23 protein-coding genes are annotated in these 23,847 nt (G+C 68.1%); 13 read left to right on the plus strand and 10 right to left on the minus strand.

Annotated elements, in window-relative coordinates; genetic code table 11:
- Nucleotides 1–26 precede the first annotated feature (26 nt).
- The 4 genes from hda to BRO63_RS03260 are packed head-to-tail and all read left to right on the plus strand — an operon-like array spanning nucleotide 27 to nucleotide 3,277.
- Nucleotides 27–728 carry a DnaA regulatory inactivator Hda gene (gene hda / locus BRO63_RS03245; RefSeq protein WP_088138505.1) on the plus strand — a complete coding sequence of 234 codons (702 nt, stop codon included), beginning with the start codon at nucleotides 27–29 and terminating at the stop codon, nucleotides 726–728.
- Nucleotides 725–1,423 carry an HAD family hydrolase gene (locus BRO63_RS03250; RefSeq protein WP_088138506.1) on the plus strand — a complete coding sequence of 233 codons (699 nt, stop codon included), beginning with the start codon at nucleotides 725–727 and terminating at the stop codon, nucleotides 1,421–1,423. The genes hda and BRO63_RS03250 overlap by 4 nt, the downstream gene beginning before the upstream one ends.
- Nucleotides 1,424–2,788, plus strand: coding sequence for a polynucleotide adenylyltransferase PcnB (pcnB, locus tag BRO63_RS03255; protein WP_088138507.1), 1,365 nt, complete (start codon nucleotides 1,424–1,426; stop codon nucleotides 2,786–2,788).
- Nucleotides 2,789–2,791: 3 nt separating this feature from the next.
- Nucleotides 2,792–3,277, plus strand: a complete 486-nt coding sequence (locus BRO63_RS03260) for a 2-amino-4-hydroxy-6-hydroxymethyldihydropteridine diphosphokinase (protein WP_088138508.1) — start codon at nucleotides 2,792–2,794, stop codon at nucleotides 3,275–3,277.
- Nucleotides 3,278–3,300: 23 nt separating this feature from the next.
- On the opposite strand, the gene BRO63_RS03265 is transcribed toward BRO63_RS03260, so the two are convergent.
- The 4 genes from BRO63_RS03265 to BRO63_RS03280 are packed head-to-tail and all read right to left on the minus strand — an operon-like array spanning nucleotide 3,301 to nucleotide 7,080.
- Complete coding sequence (locus BRO63_RS03265) at nucleotides 3,301–4,197, minus strand: sugar kinase (protein ID WP_088138509.1); 897 nt, start codon at nucleotides 4,195–4,197, stop codon at nucleotides 3,301–3,303.
- Between the two features lie 32 nt (nucleotides 4,198–4,229).
- On the minus strand, nucleotides 4,230–5,063 hold the full coding sequence (locus tag BRO63_RS03270; RefSeq protein WP_088138510.1) for an HpcH/HpaI aldolase/citrate lyase family protein: 834 nt from the start codon (nucleotides 5,061–5,063) through the stop codon (nucleotides 4,230–4,232).
- Entirely contained in the window at nucleotides 5,060–6,253 is a 1,194-nt protein-coding gene (locus BRO63_RS03275) for a CaiB/BaiF CoA transferase family protein (RefSeq protein WP_088138511.1), read from the minus strand. Before BRO63_RS03275 ends, BRO63_RS03270 begins: the two co-directional genes overlap by 4 nt.
- On the minus strand, nucleotides 6,250–7,080 hold the full coding sequence (locus tag BRO63_RS03280; RefSeq protein WP_088138512.1) for an FAS1-like dehydratase domain-containing protein: 831 nt from the start codon (nucleotides 7,078–7,080) through the stop codon (nucleotides 6,250–6,252). The genes BRO63_RS03275 and BRO63_RS03280 overlap by 4 nt, the downstream gene beginning before the upstream one ends.
- Nucleotides 7,081–7,230: 150 nt before the next feature.
- Between BRO63_RS03280 and BRO63_RS03285 the strand changes: the two genes are divergently transcribed.
- Nucleotides 7,231–8,124 (plus strand): LysR family transcriptional regulator, encoded by an 894-nt coding sequence (locus tag BRO63_RS03285; RefSeq protein ID WP_088138513.1) that lies wholly within the window; start codon nucleotides 7,231–7,233, stop codon nucleotides 8,122–8,124.
- 15 nt (nucleotides 8,125–8,139) lie between these two features.
- Here BRO63_RS03285 and paaG read toward each other — a convergent pair whose 3' ends face one another.
- The 3 genes from paaG to BRO63_RS03300 are packed head-to-tail and all read right to left on the minus strand — an operon-like array spanning nucleotide 8,140 to nucleotide 11,296.
- Nucleotides 8,140–8,961, minus strand: a complete 822-nt coding sequence (gene paaG, locus BRO63_RS03290) for a 2-(1,2-epoxy-1,2-dihydrophenyl)acetyl-CoA isomerase PaaG (RefSeq protein WP_088138514.1) — start codon at nucleotides 8,959–8,961, stop codon at nucleotides 8,140–8,142.
- Complete coding sequence (locus tag BRO63_RS03295; protein WP_088138515.1) at nucleotides 8,958–10,070, minus strand: acyl-CoA dehydrogenase family protein; 1,113 nt, start codon at nucleotides 10,068–10,070, stop codon at nucleotides 8,958–8,960. Before BRO63_RS03295 ends, paaG begins: the two co-directional genes overlap by 4 nt.
- A gap of 35 nt (nucleotides 10,071–10,105) precedes the next feature.
- Complete coding sequence (locus tag BRO63_RS03300) at nucleotides 10,106–11,296, minus strand: acyl-CoA dehydrogenase family protein (protein ID WP_088138516.1); 1,191 nt, start codon at nucleotides 11,294–11,296, stop codon at nucleotides 10,106–10,108.
- 196 nt (nucleotides 11,297–11,492) lie between these two features.
- On the opposite strand from BRO63_RS03300, the gene BRO63_RS03305 reads away from it, so the two are divergent.
- The 5 genes from BRO63_RS03305 to BRO63_RS03325 are packed head-to-tail and all read left to right on the plus strand — an operon-like array spanning nucleotide 11,493 to nucleotide 16,611.
- Entirely contained in the window at nucleotides 11,493–11,897 is a 405-nt protein-coding gene (locus BRO63_RS03305; RefSeq protein ID WP_088138626.1) for a Zn-ribbon domain-containing OB-fold protein, read from the plus strand.
- On the plus strand, nucleotides 11,894–13,066 hold the full coding sequence (locus tag BRO63_RS03310; protein WP_088138517.1) for a thiolase: 1,173 nt from the start codon (nucleotides 11,894–11,896) through the stop codon (nucleotides 13,064–13,066). The genes BRO63_RS03305 and BRO63_RS03310 overlap by 4 nt, the downstream gene beginning before the upstream one ends.
- An 11-nt stretch (nucleotides 13,067–13,077) precedes the next feature.
- A complete protein-coding gene (locus BRO63_RS03315; protein WP_088138518.1) occupies nucleotides 13,078–14,598 on the plus strand; it encodes a class I adenylate-forming enzyme family protein in 1,521 nt (506 codons plus the stop codon).
- A 56-nt stretch (nucleotides 14,599–14,654) separates the two neighbouring features.
- Entirely contained in the window at nucleotides 14,655–15,629 is a 975-nt protein-coding gene (locus BRO63_RS03320; protein ID WP_088138519.1) for a Bug family tripartite tricarboxylate transporter substrate binding protein, read from the plus strand.
- A gap of 19 nt (nucleotides 15,630–15,648) precedes the next feature.
- Complete coding sequence (locus tag BRO63_RS03325; RefSeq protein WP_088138520.1) at nucleotides 15,649–16,611, plus strand: NAD(P)H-dependent flavin oxidoreductase; 963 nt, start codon at nucleotides 15,649–15,651, stop codon at nucleotides 16,609–16,611.
- Here BRO63_RS03325 and BRO63_RS03330 read toward each other — a convergent pair.
- Complete coding sequence (locus BRO63_RS03330) at nucleotides 16,608–17,603, minus strand: Bug family tripartite tricarboxylate transporter substrate binding protein (protein WP_088138521.1); 996 nt, start codon at nucleotides 17,601–17,603, stop codon at nucleotides 16,608–16,610. The genes BRO63_RS03325 and BRO63_RS03330 overlap by 4 nt on opposite strands.
- 128 nt (nucleotides 17,604–17,731) lie before the next feature.
- Nucleotides 17,732–18,631, minus strand: coding sequence for a LysR family transcriptional regulator (locus BRO63_RS03335; protein WP_059371537.1), 900 nt, complete (start codon nucleotides 18,629–18,631; stop codon nucleotides 17,732–17,734).
- 149 nt (nucleotides 18,632–18,780) lie between these two features.
- Here BRO63_RS03335 and BRO63_RS03340 point away from each other — a divergent pair, with 149 nt between their 5' ends.
- From BRO63_RS03340 to BRO63_RS03350, 3 genes are read left to right on the plus strand one after another with little or no spacing between them, the layout of a single operon-like run.
- A complete protein-coding gene (locus BRO63_RS03340; protein ID WP_054457509.1) occupies nucleotides 18,781–19,695 on the plus strand; it encodes an SDR family NAD(P)-dependent oxidoreductase in 915 nt (304 codons plus the stop codon).
- Nucleotides 19,696–19,702: 7 nt separating this feature from the next.
- Nucleotides 19,703–20,563 (plus strand): MaoC/PaaZ C-terminal domain-containing protein, encoded by an 861-nt coding sequence (locus BRO63_RS03345; protein WP_088138522.1) that lies wholly within the window; start codon nucleotides 19,703–19,705, stop codon nucleotides 20,561–20,563.
- A complete protein-coding gene (locus BRO63_RS03350; RefSeq protein ID WP_088138523.1) occupies nucleotides 20,560–21,795 on the plus strand; it encodes a CaiB/BaiF CoA transferase family protein in 1,236 nt (411 codons plus the stop codon). The genes BRO63_RS03345 and BRO63_RS03350 overlap by 4 nt, the downstream gene beginning before the upstream one ends.
- A gap of 466 nt (nucleotides 21,796–22,261) precedes the next feature.
- Here the strand turns inward: BRO63_RS03350 and BRO63_RS03355 are convergent, their stop codons facing one another.
- Nucleotides 22,262–23,785, minus strand: coding sequence for a fumarate hydratase (locus BRO63_RS03355; RefSeq protein ID WP_054457515.1), 1,524 nt, complete (start codon nucleotides 23,783–23,785; stop codon nucleotides 22,262–22,264).
- Nucleotides 23,786–23,847: the final 62 nt, after the last annotated feature.

Raw genomic sequence — 23,847 nt, forward strand, 5'->3', positions numbered from 1 at the left:
CTCGTTTCGGCACCCTGTAAGCTCCCATGAACCGCCAGCTGCTGCTCGACGTTCTCCCCGCGCCAGCGCCATCGCTGAACAACTATATCGCCGGCCCCAACGGGGAAGCGCTGGCGGCGGTGCGCGCGCTGATTCCCGGCCGCGCCCTGTATATCTGGGGCGCCGCCGGCTGCGGCCGCAGCCATCTGCTGCGCGCGCTGACCGCCCGTCCCGATGCCGTCTACATCGACGCCGCGACGGGCGAGAACATGCTGCGCCGCCTGGCCGAAGCCGATTCCAAGTCGCCCATGCCCAAGTTCGTCGCGGTCGACGACGTGCACCGCATGAACGACAGCCGCCAGGCCGCCCTGTTCGCGCTCTACAACCGCTGGCGCGAATCCGCCGCCACCGGCCGCGCCTTCGCGCTGGCGCTGGCCGGAGACCGCGCCCCGCTGTCGATGCCGCTGCGCGAAGACCTGCGCACGCGCCTGGGCTGGGACCTGGTGTTCCGCCTGGACCCGCTGTCCGACGCCGACAAGCTGGCAGCCCTGTCGGCCCAGGCGGCCGAGCGCGGCATGCACCTGGCGCCCGAAATCATCAATTGGATGCTCACGCACCACGAGCGCGACATCCGCAAGCTGGCGGCGTTGATCGACGCGCTGGACCGTTATTCCCTGGCCACCGGCCGTCCCATCACCCTGCCCCTGCTGCGGGCCATGCTCGCAGATCCTGATTCACAACGCACATGACCTCCCGACGTCTCGCCCTGTTCGACCTGGATCACACCCTGTTGCCGCTGGATAGCGACTACCAATGGGCCGACTATCTGGCGCGCACCGGCCGCGCCGGGGATCCCGCCGAAGCCCGCCGCCAGAACGACGATCTGATGGATCGCTACAACCGCGGCGAACTCACCGCCGAGCAGGCCGCCGAGTTCATGCTCGGCCTGCTGGCCGCGCACACGCCCTACGACCTGGCGGCCTGGCACGAGGACTTCATGGAAGAAGTGATCCGCCCGTCCATGACGCCCGCCGCGCGCGACCTGGTGCAATCGCACCTGGAAGCCGGCGACCTGTGCGCGGTGGTCACGGCCACCAACAGCTTCGTCACCGCGCCCATCGCCCGCGCCTTCGGCGTGCCCCACCTCGTGGCGACCGACGCGGAATACCTGCGCGGGCGCTACACCGGCCGCATCCTGGGCACGCCCAGCTTCAAGGAAGGCAAGGTGGTGCGCGTCAACGATTGGCTGGCCGGCATGGGATTGGGGCTTGCGGATTTCTCGGAATCGTTTTTCTATAGCGATTCGGTCAACGATGTGCCCCTGCTGGAGAAAGTGACCCGCCCGATCGCAGCCAACCCCAGCCCCACCCTGCGCGGCATCGCCCAGGAACGCGGCTGGCAGGTGATCGACTTGTTCGACCACATGGAAGATTCGAAGTCCTAAATGATCACTGAAACCATAAAAAAATTCGTCGGCCGACTATTTGCGCCGGCAGCCCGGGGGCCGTTGCGCATCGAGCGCGACAAGCACGGCATCGACCGCCGCAACGTATCGCGCCACGCGATCAAGGTCTGCGAAGTGCTGCGCCAGCACGGCTATGACGCCTACATCGTCGGCGGCGCCGTGCGCGACCTGATCGTGGGCCTGGAGCCCAAGGACTTCGACGTGGCCACCAACGCCACGCCCGAACAGATCCGCCCGCTGTTCCGCCGCGCCCGCATCATCGGCCGCCGCTTCCAGCTGGTGCACGTGGTCTTCGGCCAGGAAATCATCGAAACCTCCACCTTCCGCGCGCCCGCCTCGGAAGACCAGGAGACCGACGAGCACGGCCGCATCTTGCGCGACAACGTGTTCGGCTCGCACGAAGAAGACGCGGCGCGCCGCGACTTCACCATGAACGCGCTCTACTACGACCCGCACAACGAGGAAGTCATCGACTTCCACAACGGCGTGGCCGACCTCAAGAAGCGCCAGGTCCGCATCATCGGCGATCCGGCCAAGCGCTACCGCGAAGATCCGGTGCGCATGCTGCGCGCCGTGCGCTTCGCCGCCAAGCTCAACGGCACCATAGACCCGGCCACGCGCCAGCCCATCAGCACCATGGCCGAGCTCATCGAAAACGTGCCGGCCTCGCGCCTGTTCGATGAAATGCTCAAGCTGCTGACCTGCGGCCATGCCATGGACTGCCTGCGCCAGTTGCGCGCCGACGGCCTGCACAAGGGCCTGCTGCCCCTGCTGGACGTGGTGCTGGAACAGCCCGGCGGCGAGCATTTCGTGGAACTGGCGCTGGAACGCACCGATGCGCGCGTGCGCTCGGGCAAGACCATCAGCCCCAGCTTCCTGTTCGCCGCGCTGCTGTGGCAACAGGTGGAGGCGCGCTGGAAGCAGCTGCGCGCACAGGGCGAACACACCATCCCCGCGCTGTCGCAGGCCGCCGATTCGGTGCTGGACGAACAGACCGAAAAGCTCGCCATCCAGCGCCGCTTTTCGTCGGACATGCGCGAGATCTGGTTCATGCAACCGCGCTTCGAGCGCCGCATGGGCAAGACCATCTACCGCATGATCGAACAGCCGCGCTTCCGCGCCGCCTGCGACTTCCTGCAGCTGCGCGCCGCCGCCGGCGAGTTCGACAGCGTGCTGGCGCAATGGTGGATGGACCTGGCCAACGCCGACGACGTCACCCGCGGCGAAATGATCGAAGAGGTGGCCCGCCAGCCGCGCGATGCCGGCGACGCCCCCGCCGCCCCGCGCAAGCGCCGCCGTCCGCGCCGTTCGCCCTCGCGCGGCACGCCGCCCGCGGCCGATTAAGCCATGCCCCCTCTCGTGCGCGCCTATGTCGCCCTGGGCGCCAACCTGGGTGACGGCGCAGCCACGCTGCGCCGCGTCCTGGCCGAATTGCAGGAAACCGACGGCATCGCAACGGTGACGGCATCGCCGTTCTACCGCAGCGCGCCGGTCGAGGCCACCGGCCCCGACTTCGTCAATGCGGTGGCGGCGCTGGACACGCATCTGGCCCCGCTGGCCCTGCTGGACGCGCTGCAGGCGCTGGAAAACCGGCATGGCCGCGAGCGCCCGTACAAGAATGCGCCGCGTACCCTGGACCTGGACATGCTGCTGTATGGCGACGCCGTGCTGGACCATGAGCGGCTGACGCTGCCCCACCCCCGCATGCACCTGCGCGCCTTCGTGCTGCTGCCCCTGCGCGACCTGGCCCCCGGCCTGGCGCTGCAAGGCAAGCCCATCGGCGACTGGATCGCCGCGATCCACGACCAGCCGATAGCGCGCATCGCAGACTGAGCGCCAGCGGGCGAGCTTGCCCGCTATTCCTTCGGCGCGTAGGCCATCATCACGCGCTCCACGTCCTCGACCTGCGGCAGGCCCGCTTCATTGCCCAGATGCTGGATCTTGTGGGCCGAGGCCGCACGCGCGAAGGTGAAGTGCTCTACCCAGGGCAGTTCCGGCCTGTTCAGATAGGACCAGACGTAGGCGCCGTGGAACACGTCCCCGGCTCCCGAAGTGTCGACGATGCTGGCGGCCGGCACCTCCAGCGCGGGCAGGACAGCCACCGTTCCCGTCTCGTCGTACCAGAGCATGCCGCGCTCGCCCATGGTGACCGCGCCGATGCGGCAGCCGCGCGCCTTCAGCAGTTCCAGCAGGCCTGACGGCGCAAGCCCCAGCTGCTCGCACATGCGCTCCGCGCAGACCGCCACGTCGATGTGGCGCAGCAGCTCGTCGGTGTTCTCGCGCACGCCACCGCCATCCAGCGAGGTCAGCACGCCCGCCTGCCGGCAGGCCTGCGCGTAATGCAAAGCGGCGTCAGGCTGATGGCCGTCCAGGTGCAGGGCGCGATAGCCGCCGATGTCCAGCCGCGGAAAGTCGTTCAGGTAGTCCACGTCGCGCGCGCGCACGATGGCGCGCTTGCCGTGATTGGGCATGATGAAGGACAGGGACGAACGGCCCACCTTGCGCGCATGCAGCGACACCCCGTGCGCCGCCGCCATGTCCGTGTACATATGGCCCAGCCAGTCCGATGCCAACGAACAGATCAGGTCTGGCGGCGTGCCCAGCCGCGCGCAAGCGAACGCGGCTGTCACCGCATTGCCGCCGAAGGACACGGCGTAGTCGCGCGCCACGCTTTTTTCATCGCCCATGGGCCATTCGTCCGCCAGCACGGTGACGTCGATGTAAGTGTGTCCGATGAAGAGCGCTTCGCCCATGGTGCTGCCGGAAAGGAGTGATCGGAACCGGCCTAGATGCCGGTGGTTTCGCCCGCCTGCGCCAGCACCAGCCGGGCGCGCGCGATGACAGGGGCGTCGACCATCTTGCCGTCCAGCATGAAGGTGCCGGCCGCGGTGTCGCGGTGCGTGGCGATGACGCGGCGCGCCCATGCCAGTTCCTGTGCCGCGGGCACGAAGGCCGCGTGGATCACCGGCACCTGCGTGGGATGGATGCACAACATGCCGCCGAAACCCATTTGCTGCGCGCGGGCCGCGGCGTGCGACAACCCGGCCTGGTCCTGGACGCCCGGGAACACGCCATCCAGGGCCGGCGCCAGGCCTGCGGCGCGGCTGTGCAGCAGCACCTGCACGCGAGCCTGGTCCAGCACCGTCTCCGCGCCCGGCGTATCGGGCGTCAAACCCAGGTCCAGGCCGTAATCCAGGCTGCCGAAAGCCAGGCGCTCCACGCCGGGCGTGGCGGCGACCTCGGCAACGTTGAGTATGCCCTGGGCGGTTTCCAGGATGGGAATCACCCGCAGGCCCGCCTGGACCACGTGGCGCACCTGCGCCAGGCTCTCGGCCTTGGGCAGCAGCACGCCGGCCACCCCGGGCTTGCCGCGGCAGGCCTTGAGGTCGTCGTCGTGCCAGGAGGTGGAGGCGTCGTTGATCCGCACCCACAGCCGCGCGCCAGGGTTCGTCCCCAGGAAATCGCACAGCGCTTCCCGGGCGGACGCCTTGGCCAGATGCTCCACCGCGTCTTCCAGGTCGACGATGACGGCATCGGCCCCGGCGGCCAGCGCCTTGGGGATGCGCTCGGGGCGTGACGCCGGCACGAACAGCGCACTACGGACAACGGGATGCGTCACACGACCTCCGATGCATGGAATTGCGCCACTTTATCGGGCGCGTATCCCAATGATGCTAGCACCGCATCGGTGTTTTGGCCCACCGCGGGCACGGCCGCCATGCGCGGCGCGAAGGCGTTGCTGCTGGCCGGAGGCAGCAGCGCGGGCAGAACGCCTGCGGGGCTGTCCACCTGGCTCCAGCGGCCGCGGGCCTGCAGTTGCGGGTGCGCCCAGACGCCGGCCATGTCATTGACGCGCGCATTGGCGATCTGCGCGTCCTCCAGCCGCTGCGTCACCTGTTCGATGGTCAGGTCGGCGAAGGCGGCCACGATCAGCGCGCGCAGGTCGTCGCGGTTGGCGGTGCGCAGCGAATTGGAGATGAAGCGCGGGTCTTCCGCGAGTTCGGCCTGGCGCAGCACCTGGGCGCAGAACACGCGCCATTCGCGCTCGTTCTGCAGGCCCAGCATGATGGTGGCGCCCCCGCCCACGGGGAACGGGCCGTAGGGGTAGATAGACGCGTGGGCCGCGCCCGCGCGCACCGGCGGCGTGGCGCCATCGAAGGCGTAGTACATGGGGAAGCCCATCCACTCCACCATGCTCTCCAGCATGGAGACGTCCAGGCGGCTGCCCAGGCCCGTCTTCTGCCGCAACAGCAAGGCATTCAGGATGGCGGAATAGGCGTACATGCCGGCGGAGATGTCGGCGATGGAACAGCCGGCCTTGACCGGATCTTCCTTGGTGCCGGTCACGGACAGGAAGCCGCTTTCGCTCTGGATCAGCAGGTCGTAGGCCTTCTTGTCCTGGTAGGGGCCACCTTCGCCATAGCCCGAGATATCGCAGACGATCAGGCGCGGGTACTTCTTGTGCAGGGCATCAAAAGACAGGCCCAGGCGCGCGGCGGCGCCAGGCGCCAGGTTCTGCACCAGCACGTCGGCCGTTTCCAGCAGGCGTTCCATGATGCCGCTCGCCTCCTCGCGCTTGAGGTCCAGCGTCAGGCTTTCCTTGGACCGGTTGGTCCAGACGAAATGCGAGGACAGGCCGCGCACGCGCTCGTCGTAGCCGCGGGCGAAGTCCCCGCCGCCGGGACGTTCGATCTTGATGACGCGCGCGCCCATGTCTGCCAGCTGGCGGGTGCAGAACGGCGCGGCGATGGCGTGCTCCAGGCTGACGACGGTGACGCCGTCCAGGGGACGGGGGGCCTCTATGCTCATTCGGTAAACCTCAATTCGGCTTGGTGGGCCAGCGTGCCGTCCTGCTCGGCCCAGAGCTGGGCCACGCCCGGCTCGGTCAAGCGGCCGGCCACCTGGAAGGGGGTGGGCGCAATCAGCGGACGCAGGCCGCGATACGACAGATGGGTCAGGCGCGCCTGCGGGTGGGCGCGGGTAAACGCGGCGACCATCTCCGTGGCGATGAGCGGGCCGTGCACCACCAGTCCGGGATAGCCCTCGGTGCCGGTCACGTAGGGATGGTCGTAATGGATGCGGTGGCCGTTGAAGGTCACCGCCGAATAGCGGAACAGCAAGACGGGCGACGGCTCGACGGTATCGCGCCACTGCGCCTGCGGCGCGGGTTCGCTGCCCGAGAGCTTGGGCGGGGTCGGCTGGCGGTAGACGATGTCCTGCTCTTCATGGATGGCGACTTCGCCTTCCTGGAGGAACTCGTGGCGCACGGTCACGAACAGCAGCGCGCCGGTACGCCCCGTCTTTTCCTTGACGTCGATCACGCTGGATACGCGCTCGGCGGGCACGCCGACCTTCAGCGGCCGGCGGAATTCGACCCGGCCGCCCGCCCACATGCGGTTGCGGTCCTGGGCCGGCGGCAAGAAGCCGCCGCGCGCCGGATGACCATCCGTCCCCAGCCCGTCCATGTCCACCGTGGAAATGAAGAACGCCCATTGCCACAGCGGCGGCAAGGCATCGCCCTGGACCGGCGCGGGGCCGCCCAGGGTGGCCGCGATGCGCGCGGCGTGGCCCGGGTCCATGGCGTCCGCCTTGCGTTCGCCGCTGCCGATCCACGCGGCCGGATCTGTAGATGTCATGCCGATATCCTCTGCTGGGGTTTTTACAGCCTGAAGCATGCCCGCAAGCCGTCCCGCTTGTGAATTCGTTTTTGCTCAAGGAGGGGTTTGCGGCGCCTGAATCGGGTGCCCGCCCCCCAGCCCGCCACCTCGCGCCGTAATATATGGGCCATGCACTTCGACCTCGCCGACCTACGCCTGTTCATCCACATCGCCGAATCCCCCAGCCTGACCCAGGCTGCCAAGCGGGCGCACCTGTCCCTGGCGGCCGTCAGCGTGCGCATCAAGGCGCTGGAAAACCAGCTCAATACCCGCCTCCTGTACCGCGACAGCCGCGGCGTGGAAATCACGCCCGCGGGCCAGAAGCTGCTGCAGCATGCGCGGGTCATCATGCGCCAGGTGGACCACCTGAAGCACGACTTCCAGGAACAGGCCGACGGCGACAGCGGCCACATCCGCATCTTCGCCAACACCACGGCGGTCACGGAATTCATGCCGGACATCCTGGCGCAGTTCCTGTCCGGCCACCCCGGCGTCACCGTGGACCTGCAGGAACGCCTGACCCGCGACATCGTGCGCGGCGTGCTGGACGGCACCACCGACCTGGGCATCGTGGCCGGCCCGGTGGACGCGCCCGAATTGCAGACCATCCACTTCAGCACCGACAAGCTGGTGCTGGTGGTGCCCAACGGCCATCCCCTGCAGGACCAGGAAAAGATCAAGCTGGCCGAGGCGGTGCGCTATCCCTTCATCACCATGCACGAAGGCTCCACCCTGGTCGCCTTCCTGCGCGACCAGCTGGAACAGGTGGGCCAGCGCCTGCCCCAGCGCATCCAGCTCTACAGCTTCGATTCCATCTGCCGAATGGTGCAGGCGGGCGTGGGCATCGGCGTCATCCCCGACTCCGCGGCGCGGCGCTATGGCGCCGACATGAAGCTGCGCGTGGTCGAGCTGGACGAGCCCTGGGTAGTGCGCGAACGCAAGCTGCTGGTGCGCGACATCGACGCGCTGCCGGGCTGCGCGCGCGAACTCATCCAACAGATCCAGGCAACGCGGACGCCCTGACCACGCACCGCCCGCTCAGGTGCCGGTGAATGCCGGCGGACGCTTCTGCGCGAACGCCCGCATGCCTTCCAGGTAATCGTCGGTGTAGCCGAGTTCGCGCTGCAAACGGCATTCCAGGTCGAACTGCTGCGCCAGCGTGTTGCCGCTGGACGCGTGCAGCGCGGCCTTGGTGGCGCCGTAGGCGCGGGTAGGCCCCGCCGCCAGCGTATCTGCGACTTCGGCCAGCGTGTCCGCCAGTGCCTCGTCCGGCACCACGCGCCAGATCAGCCCCCAGGCTTCCGCCTGCCGGGCGCTGAGCGCCTCGCCGAACAACGCCGCGCCCATGGCGCGGGCTGAACCCACCAGCCGCGGCAGGAACCAGGTACCGCCGGCATCGGGCAGCAGGCCGATCTTGCTGAAGGCCTGGATGAAGCGCGCCGACTCCACCGCGAACACCACGTCGCAAGCCAGCGCCAGGCTGGCGCCCGCGCCGGCCGCTACGCCGTTCATCACGCACACCACCGGTACCGGCAAGGCCCGCAGCCGGGTGACCAAGGGCCGGTAGCATCGCTCCAGGATCAGGCTCAGGTCGCGGCGCGCGCCGTCTTCGGCGGGCTTGCGCTCGCCGAGGTCCTGGCCCGCGCAAAAGCCCCGCCCCGCGCCGGTGATGATCAGCCCGCGCAGGCCGCTGTCGGCCTCCATGGCGTCCAGCGCCCGCGCCAGCTCGGCATGCATGACTTCCGTGAAACTGTTCAGCCGTTCGGGCCGGTTCAGCGTGATGAGGCCCACGCCCCGCTCCAGCGTGAAGCGGATCTGGGTGTAGCCGCCATCCCCGGATTGGATTGCCGCCGCGCTCATGCCAGTTCCTCCAGCACGGCCAGTTGTTCGGCCGTGTCGCCGAGCAGCTGGTCGACGACGGTCAGCCGCTTGAAGTAGTCGCCCACGTCCAGCTCGTCGGTCATGCCCATGCCGCCATGCAGCTGCACCGCCAGTTGCGCCACCAGGCGTCCGGCGCGCGCGGCTTCCAGCTTGGCCGAGGCGATCATGCGGCGGCGCTGCGCGGCGTCGGTTTCGGTCAGGGCCGCCACCGCCACATAGGCCATGGACAAGGCCAGCTCCTTGGCCACCAGCATCTCCGCCAGGCGATGCTGCAGAGCCTGGAACGAGGCCAGCGGCTGGCCGAACTGCTTGCGCGCCTTCAGGTAGTCGACGGTGATCTCCAGCAGCCGTTCCATCGCGCCGGCGGCATGCGCGCAGAGCGCGGCCGTGCCCCACTGCAAGGACCGCGCCAGGGCCTGGTCGGCGGCGGCGCCTTCGGCCAGCAAGGCCTCGGGCGGCAGGCTGACCGCATCCAGGTCCAGCCGGGCGCAACGCGCGCCGTCCAGCGTGGGCGTATCGGTGATCCGTACCCCTGCGGTATCGGCCGGCACCGCCAGCAGCAGCGTCTGGCCCTTATCGCCGCGCGCGCTGACCAGCCAGGCCGTGGCCGCCGCGCCATGCCAGACCAGATGCTTGACGCCCTCCAGCCGCCAGCCTTCGGCCGTCCTGCCGGCGCGGCAATCGCGCGGCTCGGCCTCGTAGCGGCGGCCAGGTTCCTGGTAGGCCACGCTGACAATGGCGTCGCCCGAGGCGATGGCCGGCAGCCACAGGCCGCGCGCCTCGCCGCCGCAAGCCTCGATCAGCGCCGCGCCCATGACCGCACTGGGGATGACCGGCTCGGACACCAGTCCGCGTCCCAGTTCCACGTGCACGGGCAGCAGGCTGGCGGGCACTTCGCCGAAGCCGCCGAAATCCTGCGGGATGGTCAGTCCCAGCACGCCCAGTTCAGCCAGCGCGGCCCAGGCGTCGGCATCCAGCTTGCCCGCGGCCTGGCGGGCGCGGCGGCGCGGGTGCGTCCATTCCTGGTCCACCAGCCGCCGCAGGCTGTCGGCCAGCATGCGTTGTTCTTCGGTATAGATGAAATCCATGCGTCGTCTTCCTGTCGGGTTGCGCGAGGCCGGGCCTACAGGCCCAGCACCAGGCGGGCGATGATGCCCTTCTGCACTTCGGTGGTGCCGCCGTAGATCGAGGTCTTGCGCATGTCGGCATAGCCCGCGCCGGCCGCGGCCGCAAGCGCAGGCCCCGGACCGCTGTATCCCTGGTCCGCCTGCAGCCAATCGGGGTCGTAGGGCCAGGCGTCCGGCCCCGCCACCTCCATCTGCAGCATGGCCAGGTCCTGCTGGATCTCGGAGCCCCGGATCTTCAGCACGGAGGCTTCCGGCCCCGGCGTGCCGTCATTGCTGGAGGCCACGCGCAGCAGCAGCATTTCCAGCGCCATGATGTCCACCTCGATGCGCGAGATGCGGTCGCGGAACCGACTATCGGCCAGCAGGGGCTTGCCCCGGGACTGCGCCTGCGCGGCCATGTGCTTGAGCACGCCCAGTTCGCGGTGGCAATGGCCCAGGCCGGCGATACCGGTGCGCTCGTGACCAAGCAGGTACTTGGCATAGGTCCAGCCCTGGTTCTCCACGCCCACCAGGTTGGCCACCGGCACGCGCACGTTTTCCAGCCAGACCTCGTTCACGTCGTGCCCGCCGTCCAGCGTGCGGATGGGCCGCACGGTCACGCCTGGCGTACTCATGTCCAGCAGCAGCATCGAAATACCGCGCTGCGCGCGGGCCTCGGGATCGGTGCGGACCAGGCAGAACATCCAATCGGCGTACTGGGCCAGCGTGGTCCAGGTCTTCTGGCCGTTGACGACGTACTCGTCGCCATCGCGCACCGCGCGGGTCGAGAGCGAGGCCAGGTCGGACCCCGACCCCGGCTCGGAATAGCCCTGGCACCACCAGTCCTCCACGCGGATGATGCGCGGCAGAAGGCGCGCCTGCTGCTCGGCGCTGCCGTACTTCATCAGGACCGGACCGATCATGGACAGGCCGAAAGGCAACAGGCGCGGCGCGCCGGCCTTGAAGCACTCCACCTCGAAGATCAGCCGCTGCAAGGCGTTCCAGCCGGTGCCGCCATGTTCGACAGGCCAGTTCGGCGCGCCCCAGCCCTGGTCGGCCAGGATGTTGTGCCAGCGCACGTAGTCCTCGCGCTCCAGCCGCTGGTGCCGCAGCACCTTGTCGCGTATGTCCTGCGGTAGCTTGTCCGTGGCGAAGGCGCGCACTTCTTCGCGGAATAGCCGCTCCTGCGGCGTCCAGGTCAGATTCATGGTCGGGCTCCTTTTCCGGTATCTAGCCACGGCCCGGCACGCCGGACAATCTGCCTCTTCCGAAGACGGGCTTCGCGCAGGACATAGGGCGCCCCACTACGGGCCGGCGGAAGGCCTGCTTCAGCAATGAAGAATGGCCGAACCCGCCGCCAGTGCCGACACTTGCAAGCGTCATCCACTGGAACCCGTAGGCATCATGACCGTTCCCGATCAGCAGGCCGCCGCGCCGCAAGGCGTCGAGGCGCAATACCGGCAGGCGCTGGACCAAGGCCGCTTCCTCATCCAGCATTGCGCCGGCTGCGACCGCGCAGTGTTCTATCCCCGCATGATCTGCCCGCATTGCGGCGCGGACAAGCTCGCCTGGACCGCCCCCGACGGACGCGGCCAGGTCTATTCCACCACCGTGGTGCGCCGCAAGCCCGAGGCTGGCGGCGACTACAACGTGGCGCTGATCGACCTGCCGGAAGGCGTCAGGCTGATGAGCCGCGTGGAAGGCGTGGCGCCAGATGCCGTGCATATCGGCATGGCGGTGCGCGCGCAGGTAGCGCAGCAGGACGGCCGCGGCCTCCTGGTCTTCGTACCCAACAAGGAGGCGCAATGACGCTGAACGATCTGCGCGGCGCCGTGGCGGTCGCCGGCGTGGGCCACGCCGGCCTGGGCCAGGCCGCGGGCTACACCGAAATGGAAATCCTGGTGCAGGCGGCGCAGCGCGCAGTGGCGGACGCCGGCCTCAGCATGCGCGACATCGACGGCATCTGCACCGCCAGCGTGGCCGCGCCCATGTGGGCCATGCCGGTGATCGAACACCTGGGCATCCGCCCCAGCTTCATCGACAGCACCATGCTGGGTGGCTCCAGCTTCGTCGCGCACCTGCTGCCGGCGCTGCACGCGCTGGCGTCCGGCCAGTGCAATGCGGTGCTGGTCTGCTACGGCAGCACGCAGCGCACTTCCACCTTGAGCCGCGCCGAGATCGGCCGGGTGCGCAAGCAGTTCGACCCGCAACCCTACGAAACGCCCTACGAGCCGCTGAGCCCCTTGTCGTCCTACGCGCTGGCGGCCGCGCGCCACATGCACCAGTACGGCACGCGCCGCGAGCACCTGGCGCAGGTGGCGCTGGCCGCGAACCAGTGGGCCCAGCTGAATCCCGAAGCGCAATTGCGCGAACCCGCCACGCTGGACCAGATCCTCTCGGCCCGCATGGTGTCCGATCCCCTGAGCGTGCGCGATTGCTGCCTGGTCACCGATGGCGCCGGCGCCTACGTGCTGGTGCGCGCCGAGCGCGCCCGCGATCTGCCGCGCCCGCCGGTCTACGTGCTGGGCAACGCCACCGCGGTCTGGAACCGCCAGATATCGTCCATGGAAGACCTGACCGTGACCGCCGCCGCCGAATCCGGCAAGCGCGCGTTCGCCATGGCGGGCGTGACACCCAGGGACATCGACGTGGTGGAGCTGTACGACGCCTTCACCATCAACACCCTGCTGTTCCTGGAAGACCTGGGCTTCTGCGCCAAGGGCGAAAGCAAGGACTTCATCGCGGGCGGCGCCATCGCCCCGGGCGGCACGCTGCCGGTTAACACCAATGGCGGCGGGCTGTGCTGCGTGCACCCCGGCATGTACGGCGTCTTCATCATGATCGAGGCCGTCCGGCAGCTGCGTCGCGAGTGTGGCGTGCGTCAGATTGCCGATGCGCACCTGGCCCTGGTGCATGGCAACGGCGGCACCCTGTCCAGCCAATCCACCGCAATCCTGGGCACCCAGGCCACGCTTTGAACGACGCAACCATGTCCCCGGCAGCCCCTCTTACCCGCATCCATCAATTGCTGGCGCAGCAAGCCGGCCAGCGGCCCGACGCCATCTTTCTGCACGAGGAAGGCGGCGGCAAACTGAGCTACGCGCAGTTCTGGCGGCGCGTGCAGGCCGCGGCCGCGTGGCTCGAAGAACAGGGCGTTCGTCCCGGGCACCGCGTGCTGATTGCAGGTGAAAACTGCGCGGCCATGATCGCCGCGTTGTTTGCCTGCAGCGCGGCGGGCGCCTGGCCAGTAGGCGTGAACGCGCGCCTGTCCGCGCGCGAGATCGACGCCATCCGCATCCATGCGCAGCCCGAACTGCTGCTCTACACCAGCGGAATTTCGCCAGCCGCCGCAGCCCACGCCGAGCACGCCGGCGCCATCGACGCCGATCCCGACGTCTGGGGGCCGGGCATGCAGGCTGCGCGGGCGGACAGTCCCACGCACGCCGAGACCGGCGATTCAGCCGCCGAAGTAGCCACCGTGATCTACACGTCCGGCACCACGGGCGCGCCCAAGGGCGTTCTCGTGCCGCACTGCGGCCTGCTGCATTTCGCCCGCGTCTCAGCCGCCTCGCGCCGCCTGACGCCGCAGGACATCGGCTACGCCGCGCTGCCCATGTCGCACATCTTCGGCATCGCCACCGTGCTGATGGCCACGGTGCACGCCGGCGCCAGCCTGGTGCTGCGCAGCCGCTTCGACGCCGCCGACGCCTTCAAGGCCCTGGCGCATCCGGGCGTCAGCATCCTGCAGGGCGTGCCCACCATGTTCAGCCGCATGATGGCCGTGGCGCCGCCGCGCGCGGAGCTGCGGGCCCCTGCCCTGCGCTACCTGTACACGGGCGGCGCAGCACTCGACCCCACCCTCAAGCGCGACGCCGAGCGCTATTTCGGCGTCGCCATGCACCACGGCTACGGCATCACCGAGTATGCGGGTTCCATGTTCGTCACCCGCATCGACGCGCCGCGCGGCGATTGCTCGGCCGGGCACGCGGTGGAAGGCGTGGAGCTGCGCATCGGCAATCCCGACAACGGCGCACCCGCGCCCGGCGAACGCGGCGACATCCTGATCCGCGGCCCCGGCGTCATGCTGGGCTACTACCGCAATCCCGAACAGACCGCGCAGGCGCTGCTGCCCGGCGGCTGGCTCAATACCGGCGACATCGGTTATGTCGACGAGCACGGCGCGCTGTTCATTGCGGGGCGTTCCAAGGACCTGATCATCCGCTCGGGCTTCAACGTCTATCCGCTGGAAGTCGAATCCGTCATCAACGCCTTCCCCGGCGTGCGCCTGTCGGCGGTGGTCGGCCGCGCCACCGCCGACCAGAACGAAGAAGTCATCGCCTTCGTCGAGCCCCTGCCCGGCGCCACGGTCGACACCAACCTGCTGATGCTGCATCTGCGCGCGCAGCTGGCGCCCTACAAGCGGCCCGCGCGAATCATCCCCATCGAAACCATTCCCACCACCGTCAGCGGCAAGATCCTCAAGCAGCCGCTGAAAGAAAGGCTGGCGTAGCCGCGGCTTGCTGTTCCGCTGCACGACCCGCTACTTACCCACAAGGAGACACCAGCGTGAACATCAAGACCCTGCTCGCCGCGGCCGCCGCCGCGGCGGCGCTCGCCACGGCCTCAAGCGCCCGCGCGGACGCCTATCCCGAACGCCCCATCCGGCTGCTGGTGGGCTATGCCCCTGGCGGCCCCGTGGACACCACCGCCCGCGTCTTCGCCAAGTACCTGGGCGACAAGCTGGGCCAGGCCGTGGTGGTGGAAAACCGCGCCGGCGCCAGCGGCATGATCGCCTCGGACGCCACCGCCAAGGCCGCGCCCGACGGCTACATGCTGGGCTTCGCCGCCAGCCCCACCCTCACCATGTCGCCGCTGGTACAGCGCAGCACGCTGTTCGATCCGCGCAAGGACTTCTCGCTGATCGGGCTGGTGGTGGACTACGCCAACGTGCTGTTGATCGGTCCGCAGATTCCCGCCAAGAACGTCAGCGAACTGGTCACCTACGCCCGCGCCCATCCCGACGCCGTGTCCTTCGGTTCCGCCGGCATCGGCGCGTCCAACCACCTGTCGGCCGAGCTGCTGAAAAAGCAGGCGGGCGCGCCCATGCTGCATGTGCCCTATCGCGGCAACTCGCCTGCCATGGTGGACGTGATCAGCGGCAAGATCACCTTCATGTTCGACATCACCAGCACCGCCATCCCCTTCGTCAAGAGCGGCAAGGCGCGCGCCCTGGCGGTCACCTCCAAGACCCGCAACCCCGAACTGCCCGACGTCCCCACCATGGTCGAAGCCGGCATGAAGGACTATGAAGTGGTGGGCTGGTACGCGCTGGTGGGTCCGAAGAAGCTGCCCGACGCCGTGGCGGCCCGCCTGACCCGCGCACTGAACGAAGTCTCCAGCGATCCCGCCTTCCGCCAGGCCATGACCGACGGCGGCTACACCATCAACACCGGCGACTCCAAGGCGCTGCAATCGCGCATCGACCGTGAATACGCCTTGTGGTCCGACGTCATCCAGAGCGCCAACATCCAGGCCAATTGAGTACCACCGGAGCATCCAGATGAATCCCCCGCTCGCGCTGCACGCCCAGACCCGCCTCCCCGTCATCGGCGCCCCCATGTTCCTGGTCTCCGGACCGGACCTGGTGGTGGCGCAATGCGCGGCGGGGATCATCGGCACCTTCCCCTCGCTCAACGCCCGTCCCCAGGAACAGCTGCACGACTGGCTCACCCGCATCGAACACGGCCTGGCCGCGAAACGCCAGGCCGCGCCGGACGCCACGATCGCGCCCTACGGCGTCAACCTGATCGTCCACCCCAGCAATCCGCGCTGGCAGGGTGATCTGGCCATCTGCGCCGAGCGGCGCGTGCCGCTCATCATCACCTCGCTGCATGCGCCCGAAGCCGTGGTCGCCGCCGCGCATGGCTACGGCGGGCTGGTGTTCCATGACGTCACCAACGTGCGGCACGCCAAGCGCGCGCTGGACGCCGGGGTCGACGGCCTGATTCTGGTGGCGGCGGGCGCGGGCGGCCATGCGGGGCAGATCAGTCCATTCGCGCTGGTCAACGAGATCCGCGCCTTCTACGACGGCCCGCTGGCGCTGTCCGGCTGTATCAGCCACGGCAAGGACATCCTGGCCGCGCAGGTGCTGGGCTGCGACTTCGCCTACATGGGCACGCGCTTCATCGCCACGCAGGAATCGCTGGCCGGCGACGCCTATCGCGAAATGGTGCTGCAGGCGCAGGCGGCGGACGTGACCTACACGCCCTACTTCTCGGGCGTGCCCGCGAACTACCTGTCGGCCAGCATACAGGCGGCGGGCCTGGATCCGCTGGAGCTCGCCAGGAACGGCGTGGCTCCGCCCGCGAACATGGACAAGAGTTCGCGGCCCAAGGCCTGGAAGGATGTGTGGAGCGCGGGCCAGGGAGTGGGCGCGGCGCAGGAAATCCTGCCTGCCGCGATGCTGGTGGATCAGCTGGAATCCGAGTACCGCGCCGCGCGCGAAGCCCTGCGCCGGTTTTAATCCAGCTTGATGTTGGCGGTCTTGATGACGTCGCGCCATTTCGCGATTTCATCGCGCACGAACTCGCCGAACTGTTCGGGGGTGCCGGGCTTGGGCTCGGCACCCGCCGCGATCATGCCCTGCGCGGTGGCCGCATCCGACAGCACTTTCACCAGGTCCGCGTTCACGCGCTGGACGATGTCGGACGGCGTGCCCTTGGGCGCCATCACGCCGCTCCAGGAGTAGGCTTCGTAGCCCGGCAGGCCGGACTCGGCGATGGTAGGCACATCGGGCAGCATGCTGGAACGCGTGGGATTGCCCACCCCCAGCGCGCGCACCTTGCCGCCCTTCAGATGCGGCACGGCGGACGGCCCATCGGCGAACATCACCTGCACCTGGCCGCCCAGCAGGTCCTGCATGGCGGGCGCGCTGCCGCGGTAGGGCACGTGCTGGATGCGCACGCCGGCCATGGCATTGAACAGTTCACCTGCCAGATGCGTGCCGCCGCCCGTGCCAGATGAGCTGAACGACAGCTTGCCCGGGTTGGCCTTGGCATAGGCGATCAGTTCGCTCACCGAATTGACGGGCAGCGCAGCGTTCACCACCAGCACGATGGGGAACACCGCCGCCATGCCGACCGGCACGAAGTCCCGCGTAATGTCGTAGCTCAGATTGCCGCGCAGGCTGGGCAGCACCGCGTGGTGGATGGAGGCGAAGAAGTAGTTGTAGCCATCGGGCTCGGCCTTGGCCGCGAACTGCGCGCCCACGATGCCGCCGGCGCCCGACTTGTTGTCCACCACCGTGGGCACCGACCAAAGCTGGCCCAAGGGCTGCGTGGTGAAGCGCGCGGTCGTATCCACGGGTCCGCCGGCGGGGAAAGGCACGATGAAGTTCACGGCATGCGCCGGCCACGCGGCGGCACGGACTTGCTTGGGGAACAGCGCGGGCAGCGCGGCGGCAGCGCATGCAGCACCCAGCCGCGCAATGGCGCGGCGGCGTAGTAGATCGGTCACGGCAGTCTCCTGGTTCTCGGTTTTATGGGCGGCCAAGCTCTAGGACTGCTGCCTGACGCCTTTTTTATTATTTGCCGAACCCGTGAAGCCACCGCTACATATTTGCAAAAGCCCCTCTTCGGGACGCGCTACAGGCCGCGCGCCGCGCGCTGCACGTGCTCGATGAAGCATTCCGCGAAACTGGGCAGGTCGCGTCCGCGCTGGCGGCACAGCAGGCGGTCGCGCAGCGCCCAGGGGTCGTCCAGCTTGAGCACGTGCAGCGCGTCCGGGCGGCTGTAGCGCGCGGCGCAGGCGCGCGGCACCACCGCGATCCCCGCGCCCGCCTCCACCATGCGGCACACGGCCTCGAAGCTGCCTACGTGCACCCGCTGGCAGATGCGCTTGCCCAGGCCGCTGGCGATGTCTTCCAGGAAGGTCTGGATGGCGCTATCAGGATGGATGCCGACGAACTGGTACGCGTCCAGCAGGTCAGCGAAATGCGCGGACTCGGAGGCAGCCAGCGGATGGTCCAGCGAGGTCACCACGGTGAGCTCATCTCGGAACAGCGGCGTGACATCCAGGCCGGACACATCGATGTTGCCCGCCACCAGCCCCAGGTCTCCCTGGCCTGCGCGTATGGCAATGACGATATCGCCGGAGATTTTTTCTTCCAGCTCCACGTCCACATCAGGGTTTTCCGCAAGAAACGTGGACAGCGCATCGGCCAGGAAGGAATTGGTGGCAGTGGTGTTGGCCAATAGGCGCAGGCGTCCCTTCAAGCCGCTGGCGTAGGGCTGCAGGTCCGCGTTCAGGCATTCCAGCTGCCGGAACACGGCGTTCGCATGCTTGAGCAGCACTTCGCCCGCCGGCGTCAGCGCCACGCCCGTGGCCATGCGCACCAGCAGCCTGGCCTTGAAGGCCTCTTCCATGTTCTTCACCCGCGCGCTCGCCGCCGGCAGCGACAGGAAGGTGCGCTCGGCAGCCCGGGTCAGATTGAGTGTTTCCCCCACGTTCAGAAACAAACGCAGGTCCGTCAGATCGTGTCTCATGTTCCACCACGCAGAAGGGGGGCATATCTAATTTTGAATTCTTCGCATGCCTCGTCGAATCTACCATGGTGCATCCCCTCGAACCAGAGCGTTTGATGCGGAACTGTTTTCCACACGGCGCGCGCGCCGCAGCACAGGAGTCAGCTTCAATGAGCGGCATAGTTTCCGGAAAAGTAGTGATCGTGACGGGCGCCGGCGGCGGCATCGGCCGCAGCATCGCGCTGGCCATGGCCCAGGCCGGCGCCAAGGTGGTGGTGAACGACATCGGCGTATCGCTCACCGGTGAAGGCGGCGCTGACGGCCCCGCGCAAGCGGTCGTCAAGGAGATCGTGGCAGCGGGCGGCCAGGCCGTTGCCAACACCGACAGCGTGGCCGCGTACGACAGCGCCAGCCGCTGCGTGCAGACGGCGATCGACGCCTTCGGCCGCATCGACGCCGTGGTCAACAACGCCGGCAATCTGCGCGACCGGGTTTTCCACAAGATGAGCGAAGAGGAATGGAGCCAGGTGCTGGGCGTGCACCTGAACGGATCCTTCTTCATGAGCCGCGCGGCGGCGCCCTACTTCCGCGAACAGGAGTCTGGCGCATTCGTGCACATGACGTCCACGTCCGGTCTGATCGGAAACTTTGGCCAGGCCAACTACGCGGCGGCCAAGCTCGGCATCGTGGCCTTGTCGAAATCCATCGCGCTGGACATGGCGCGCTACAACGTGCGCTCCAACTGCATCGCGCCGTTCGCATGGAGCCGCATGACCAGCTCCATTCCCGCTGAAACCGACGAAGAAAAAGCCCGCGTCGAAAAGCTGAAGAAAATGGAAGCCGGCAAGGTCGCGCCCATGGCCGTCTACCTGGCCAGCGACGCCGCCAGCGAGGTCACCGCGCAGATCTTCGCGGTGCGCGCCAACGAGATCATGCTGATGAGCCAGCCGCGGCCGCTGCGCACCGTGCACCACGGCGAAGGCTGGACGCCCGAGCGCATCGCCGAGATCGCCGTGCCCGCCATGCGCAAGCACTTCTACGCGTTGGAGCGTTCGCCCGACGTGATCGACTGGGACCCCATCTGAGGCCGCCATGCCCCTGGACTACGCAACCGTGAAGCACTGGCGCTTCGACGAAGTACGCCAGCGCTACGACGAGAAAGACACCATGCTGTACGCCCTGGGCATAGGCCTGGGACAAGACCCCGAAGACGCCGGCCAGCTGCGCTACGTGTACGAAAAGGGCTTGCAGACCTTTCCCACCATGAGCGTGGTGCTGGGCTATCCGGGCTTCTGGGTCCAGGACCCGCGCGCAGGCATAGACTGGGTGCGCGTGGTCCACGGCGAACAGCGGCTGACCATGCATGCGCCCCTGCCCGCGGCGGGCGTGGTCACCGGCAGAAGCCGCAACACGCACGTGATCGACAAAGGCGCCGACAAGGGCGCCATCATCATCACCGAACGCACCCTGCACGACGAAGACGGCGCCTGCCTGGCCACCCTGCGCCAAAGCACCTTCTGCCGCGGCGACGGCGGTTTCGGACAGGGAGACGACAGCCCCGCCGCACTGCCCTCGGTGCCCGACGGCGCCCCGGACCTGCGCTGCGAAATCCGCATCCCCGCCAGCGCCGCCCTGCTGTACCGGCTGAACGCGGACCGCAACCCGCTGCACGCGGACCCCGAAGTCGCCCGCCAGGCCGGCTACCCCAGGCCCATCCTGCACGGCCTGTGTTCTTACGGCATAGTCGCGCACGCCATCGTCAAAAGCTGCTGCGGCTACGACGCCTCGCGCCTGGCCAGCCTGAACACCCGCTTCTCGGCGCCGGTATATCCCGGCGAAACCCTGCAATGCGACATCTGGCGCCTGCCCGACGGCCAGCTCAGCTTCCAGGCCCGCGCGCTGGAACGCAACGTGCTCGTCTTGAGCAACGGCACCGCGGAGCTGAAACCATGACGCGCCCCGCCGCCTTGACCGGCATCCGCGTGCTGGACCTGTCACGCATCCTGGCCGGCCCCTGGTGCACGCAGAACCTGGCCGACCTGGGCGCCGATGTCATCAAGATCGAACGTCCCCGCGTGGGCGACGACACCCGCGCCTGGGGCCCGCCATTCCTCAAGGACGGCGCCGGCCAGGACACCGAGGAATCCGCCTACTACCTCAGCGCCAACCGCAACAAGCGTTCCGTCGAAGCCGACATGGCCACGCCCGCAGGCGCCGCGCTGATCCGCGAACTGGCGGCCGCCAGCGACATCCTGGTCGAGAACTTCAAGGTGGGCGGCCTCGCCAAGTACGGCCTGGACTACGACAGCCTGAAACAGATCAACCCGCGCCTGATCTATTGCTCGGTCACCGGCTTCGGCCAGGACGGCCCCTACGCGCAGCATCCTGGCTACGACTTCATGATCCAGGGCCTGGGCGGCCTCATGAGCATCACCGGCGAACGCGACGACCTGCCCGGCGGCGGGCCGCAGAAGGCCGGTGTGGCGGTGACCGATATCATCACCGGCATGTACGCCACCGTCGCGATCCTGGCCGCCCTGCAGGAGCGCCACAACAGCGGCCTGGGCCAGCACCTGGACATCGCCCTGCTAGACAGCCACGTCGCCCTGCTGGCCAACCAGAACTCCAATTACTTCAACTCCGGCGTCGCGCCCCAGCGCGCCGGCAACGCGCACCAGAACGTCGTGCCCTACCAGGTGTTCGCCGCCAGCGACGGCCACCTGATCGTGGCCACGGGCAATGAATCGCAGTACCGCGCGTACTGCCGCGCCATCGGCGCGCCCGAACTGGGCGACGACCCGCGCTTCGCCACCAACCGCATGCGCCTGGCCAACCGCGAACTGCTGGTCGGCCTGCTGACCGAGATCATGCGCCAGGGCAAGCGCGACGACTGGATCGCCAAGCTGGAAGCCGTAGGCGTGCCCTGCGGGCCGATCAACGATATCGCTCAGGCCCAGGCGCATCCGCAAGCGCAGGCGCGGCAGCTGCGCCGCGATATGCCGCATCCGGCGGGCGGGATCGCTGCGGTGACGGCCAGCCCGTTGCGGCTGTCGGCCTCGCCGGTGGAGTACCGCCGCGCGCCGCCGCTGCTGGGGGAGCATACGGAGGAAGTGCTGCGGGAGGTGCTGGGGAAGACGCAAGAAGAGATCGCCATATTCCGCGAGGGATTAAAGACGACGAACTGACGAGGCCGCGCCTACAGCGAAGACTCCAGTCACAAGACGACAATGCGCCCCCACACGCCACTCACCGCATGCGCGCAAGCGACCACCACAGCAATCAAATAAATCACGTATGTCATTATTGGCCGCCCGGGCGGCCAATAATGACGGGCAAACCAAGCCTCTCCCCCGACCACGGCTCCAGCAGCGCGCCAGGCCAAGACAAACGTAGCCCGTCGGCGCGGGCGCCTGGGTGGCGAGCAACCTCGATGCGCCCGAGGGAATCCGTAGGGAAGGCCGCAGGCCTGGACGAGGATGACAACGGGGCAGTCCGGAGCGAACGCTCCGGACCGCAATCGTGGGCGCTCGCCACCCAGGCGCCCGCGACGACGGGCGGCCTACGAAGCGAAGCAAAGCAGAGCAAAGCGCTCACTGGAAAAAAAAACGGCCGCCAGTCCCCTGGCAGCCGTTTTTCCCACAACCTACAGAATCAAGCCACAGCGACCGGAATCTTCCCGATCTTGGCCTGCCACTCCTTGGGACCCGTCGTATGGACAGAGGTCCCCTGAGCGTCAACCGCCACGGTCACCGGCATGTCCTTCACGTCGAACTCATAGATAGCTTCCATGCCCAGGTCCGCAAAACCCAGCACCTTCGCGCCACGGATAGCCTTCGACACCAGGTACGCAGCCCCGCCCACCGCCATCAGATAAGCCGAGTTGTGCTTCTTGATGGACTCGATCGCCACCGGACCGCGCTCCGACTTGCCGATCATCGCGATCAGGCCCGTCTGCTCCAGCATCATGTCCGTGAACTTGTCCATCCGCGTGGCCGTCGTGGGACCCGCCGGGCCGACCACTTCGTCGCGCACCGGATCCACCGGACCCACGTAGTAAATGACCCGGTTCTTGAAATCCACCGGCAGCGGCTCGCCCTTGGCCAGCATGTCCTGGATGCGCTTGTGCGCCGCATCGCGGCCCGTCAACATCTTGCCCGACAGCAGCAAGGTCTGGCCCGGCTTCCAGCTGGCCACTTCTTCCTTGGTCAGCGTATTCAGGTCCACCTGCTTGGACTTGTTGTAGTCCGGCGCCCAGTGCACTTCCGGCCACTCCGACAGCGACGGCGGATCCAGGCGCGCGGGACCCGAGCCATCCAGCTCGAAGTGCGCATGACGCGTCGCCGCGCAGTTCGGGATCATCGCCACCGGCTTGGACGCCGCGTGCGTCGGGAACGTGCTGATCTTCACGTCCAGCACCGTCGTCAGGCCGCCCAGGCCCTGCGCGCCGATACCCAGCGCATTGACCTTCTCATACAGCTCGATGCGCAGCTCTTCCAGCTTGTTCTGCGGACCGCGGGCCAGCAGCTCGTACATGTCGATGTCTTCCATCAACGACTGCTTCGCCATCAGCATGGCCTTCTCGGCCGTGCCGCCGACGCCGATGCCCAGCATGCCCGGCGGGCACCAGCCGGCGCCCATCGTCGGCACCGTCTTGAGCACCCAGTCCACCAGCGAATCGCTCGGATTCAGCATCGCGAACTTCGACTTGTTTTCCGAACCGCCGCCCTTCGAAGCGACTTGCACGTCGACCTTGTCGCCCGGGACAAGCTCGACGTGCAGGATACAGGGCGTGTTGTCGCGCGTGTTCTTGCGCGCGAACAGCGGATCGTCCAGCACCGAGGCGCGCAAAGGATTGTCCGGGTTCAGATAACCGCGGCGCACGCCTTCATCACAGAGCTCCTGCAGCGTGCGCTTGGTCTCGAAACGCACGCCCATGCCGACCTTCAGGAACACGTTGACGATACCCGTGTCCTGGCACAGCGGACGCTTGCCCTCGGCGCACATGCGCGAGTTGGTCAGGATCTGCGCCATCGCGTCGCGCGCGGCGGGGCTTTCCTCGCGCTCATAGGCGCGGGCCAGGTGGCGGATGTAGTCGACCGGGTGGTAGTAGCTGATGAACTGGATGCCATCGGCTATCGACTGAATGAAGTCTTCTTCTTTAATGATGACTGACATGGCGATATGCGGGTGTAGATGAAAAACGTGAAAACGCGGCCGCCAGGATTAGCGCGGCGCAA

Source organism: Achromobacter xylosoxidans (assembly GCF_002192695.1).
GTDB classification, from domain to species: Bacteria; Pseudomonadota; Gammaproteobacteria; order Burkholderiales; family Burkholderiaceae_B; genus Achromobacter; species Achromobacter xylosoxidans_C.

Excerpts from the sequence above, each read along its gene's own strand:
- hda (WP_088138505.1), top strand. The coding sequence starts at position 27 with ATGAACCGCCAGCTGCTGCTCGACGTTCTCCCCGCGCCAGCGCCATCG.
- BRO63_RS03285 (WP_088138513.1), top strand. The coding sequence starts at position 7,231 with ATGCACTTCGACCTCGCCGACCTACGCCTGTTCATCCACATCGCCGAA.
- BRO63_RS03305 (WP_088138626.1), top strand. The coding sequence starts at position 11,493 with ATGACCGTTCCCGATCAGCAGGCCGCCGCGCCGCAAGGCGTCGAGGCG.
- BRO63_RS03310 (WP_088138517.1), top strand. The coding sequence starts at position 11,894 with ATGACGCTGAACGATCTGCGCGGCGCCGTGGCGGTCGCCGGCGTGGGC.
- BRO63_RS03295 (WP_088138515.1), bottom strand. The coding sequence starts at position 10,070 with ATGGATTTCATCTATACCGAAGAACAACGCATGCTGGCCGACAGCCTG.
- BRO63_RS03340 (WP_054457509.1), top strand. The coding sequence starts at position 18,781 with ATGAGCGGCATAGTTTCCGGAAAAGTAGTGATCGTGACGGGCGCCGGC.
- BRO63_RS03265 (WP_088138509.1), bottom strand. The coding sequence starts at position 4,197 with ATGGGCGAAGCGCTCTTCATCGGACACACTTACATCGACGTCACCGTG.
- pcnB (WP_088138507.1), top strand. The coding sequence starts at position 1,424 with ATGATCACTGAAACCATAAAAAAATTCGTCGGCCGACTATTTGCGCCG.
- BRO63_RS03280 (WP_088138512.1), bottom strand. The coding sequence starts at position 7,080 with ATGACATCTACAGATCCGGCCGCGTGGATCGGCAGCGGCGAACGCAAG.
- BRO63_RS03260 (WP_088138508.1), top strand. The coding sequence starts at position 2,792 with ATGCCCCCTCTCGTGCGCGCCTATGTCGCCCTGGGCGCCAACCTGGGT.
- paaG (WP_088138514.1), bottom strand. The coding sequence starts at position 8,961 with ATGAGCGCGGCGGCAATCCAATCCGGGGATGGCGGCTACACCCAGATC.
- BRO63_RS03350 (WP_088138523.1), top strand. The coding sequence starts at position 20,560 with ATGACGCGCCCCGCCGCCTTGACCGGCATCCGCGTGCTGGACCTGTCA.
- BRO63_RS03345 (WP_088138522.1), top strand. The coding sequence starts at position 19,703 with ATGCCCCTGGACTACGCAACCGTGAAGCACTGGCGCTTCGACGAAGTA.
- BRO63_RS03315 (WP_088138518.1), top strand. The coding sequence starts at position 13,078 with ATGTCCCCGGCAGCCCCTCTTACCCGCATCCATCAATTGCTGGCGCAG.
- BRO63_RS03300 (WP_088138516.1), bottom strand. The coding sequence starts at position 11,296 with ATGAATCTGACCTGGACGCCGCAGGAGCGGCTATTCCGCGAAGAAGTG.
- BRO63_RS03325 (WP_088138520.1), top strand. The coding sequence starts at position 15,649 with ATGAATCCCCCGCTCGCGCTGCACGCCCAGACCCGCCTCCCCGTCATC.
- BRO63_RS03335 (WP_059371537.1), bottom strand. The coding sequence starts at position 18,631 with ATGAGACACGATCTGACGGACCTGCGTTTGTTTCTGAACGTGGGGGAA.
- BRO63_RS03275 (WP_088138511.1), bottom strand. The coding sequence starts at position 6,253 with ATGAGCATAGAGGCCCCCCGTCCCCTGGACGGCGTCACCGTCGTCAGC.
- BRO63_RS03355 (WP_054457515.1), bottom strand. The coding sequence starts at position 23,785 with ATGTCAGTCATCATTAAAGAAGAAGACTTCATTCAGTCGATAGCCGAT.
- BRO63_RS03250 (WP_088138506.1), top strand. The coding sequence starts at position 725 with ATGACCTCCCGACGTCTCGCCCTGTTCGACCTGGATCACACCCTGTTG.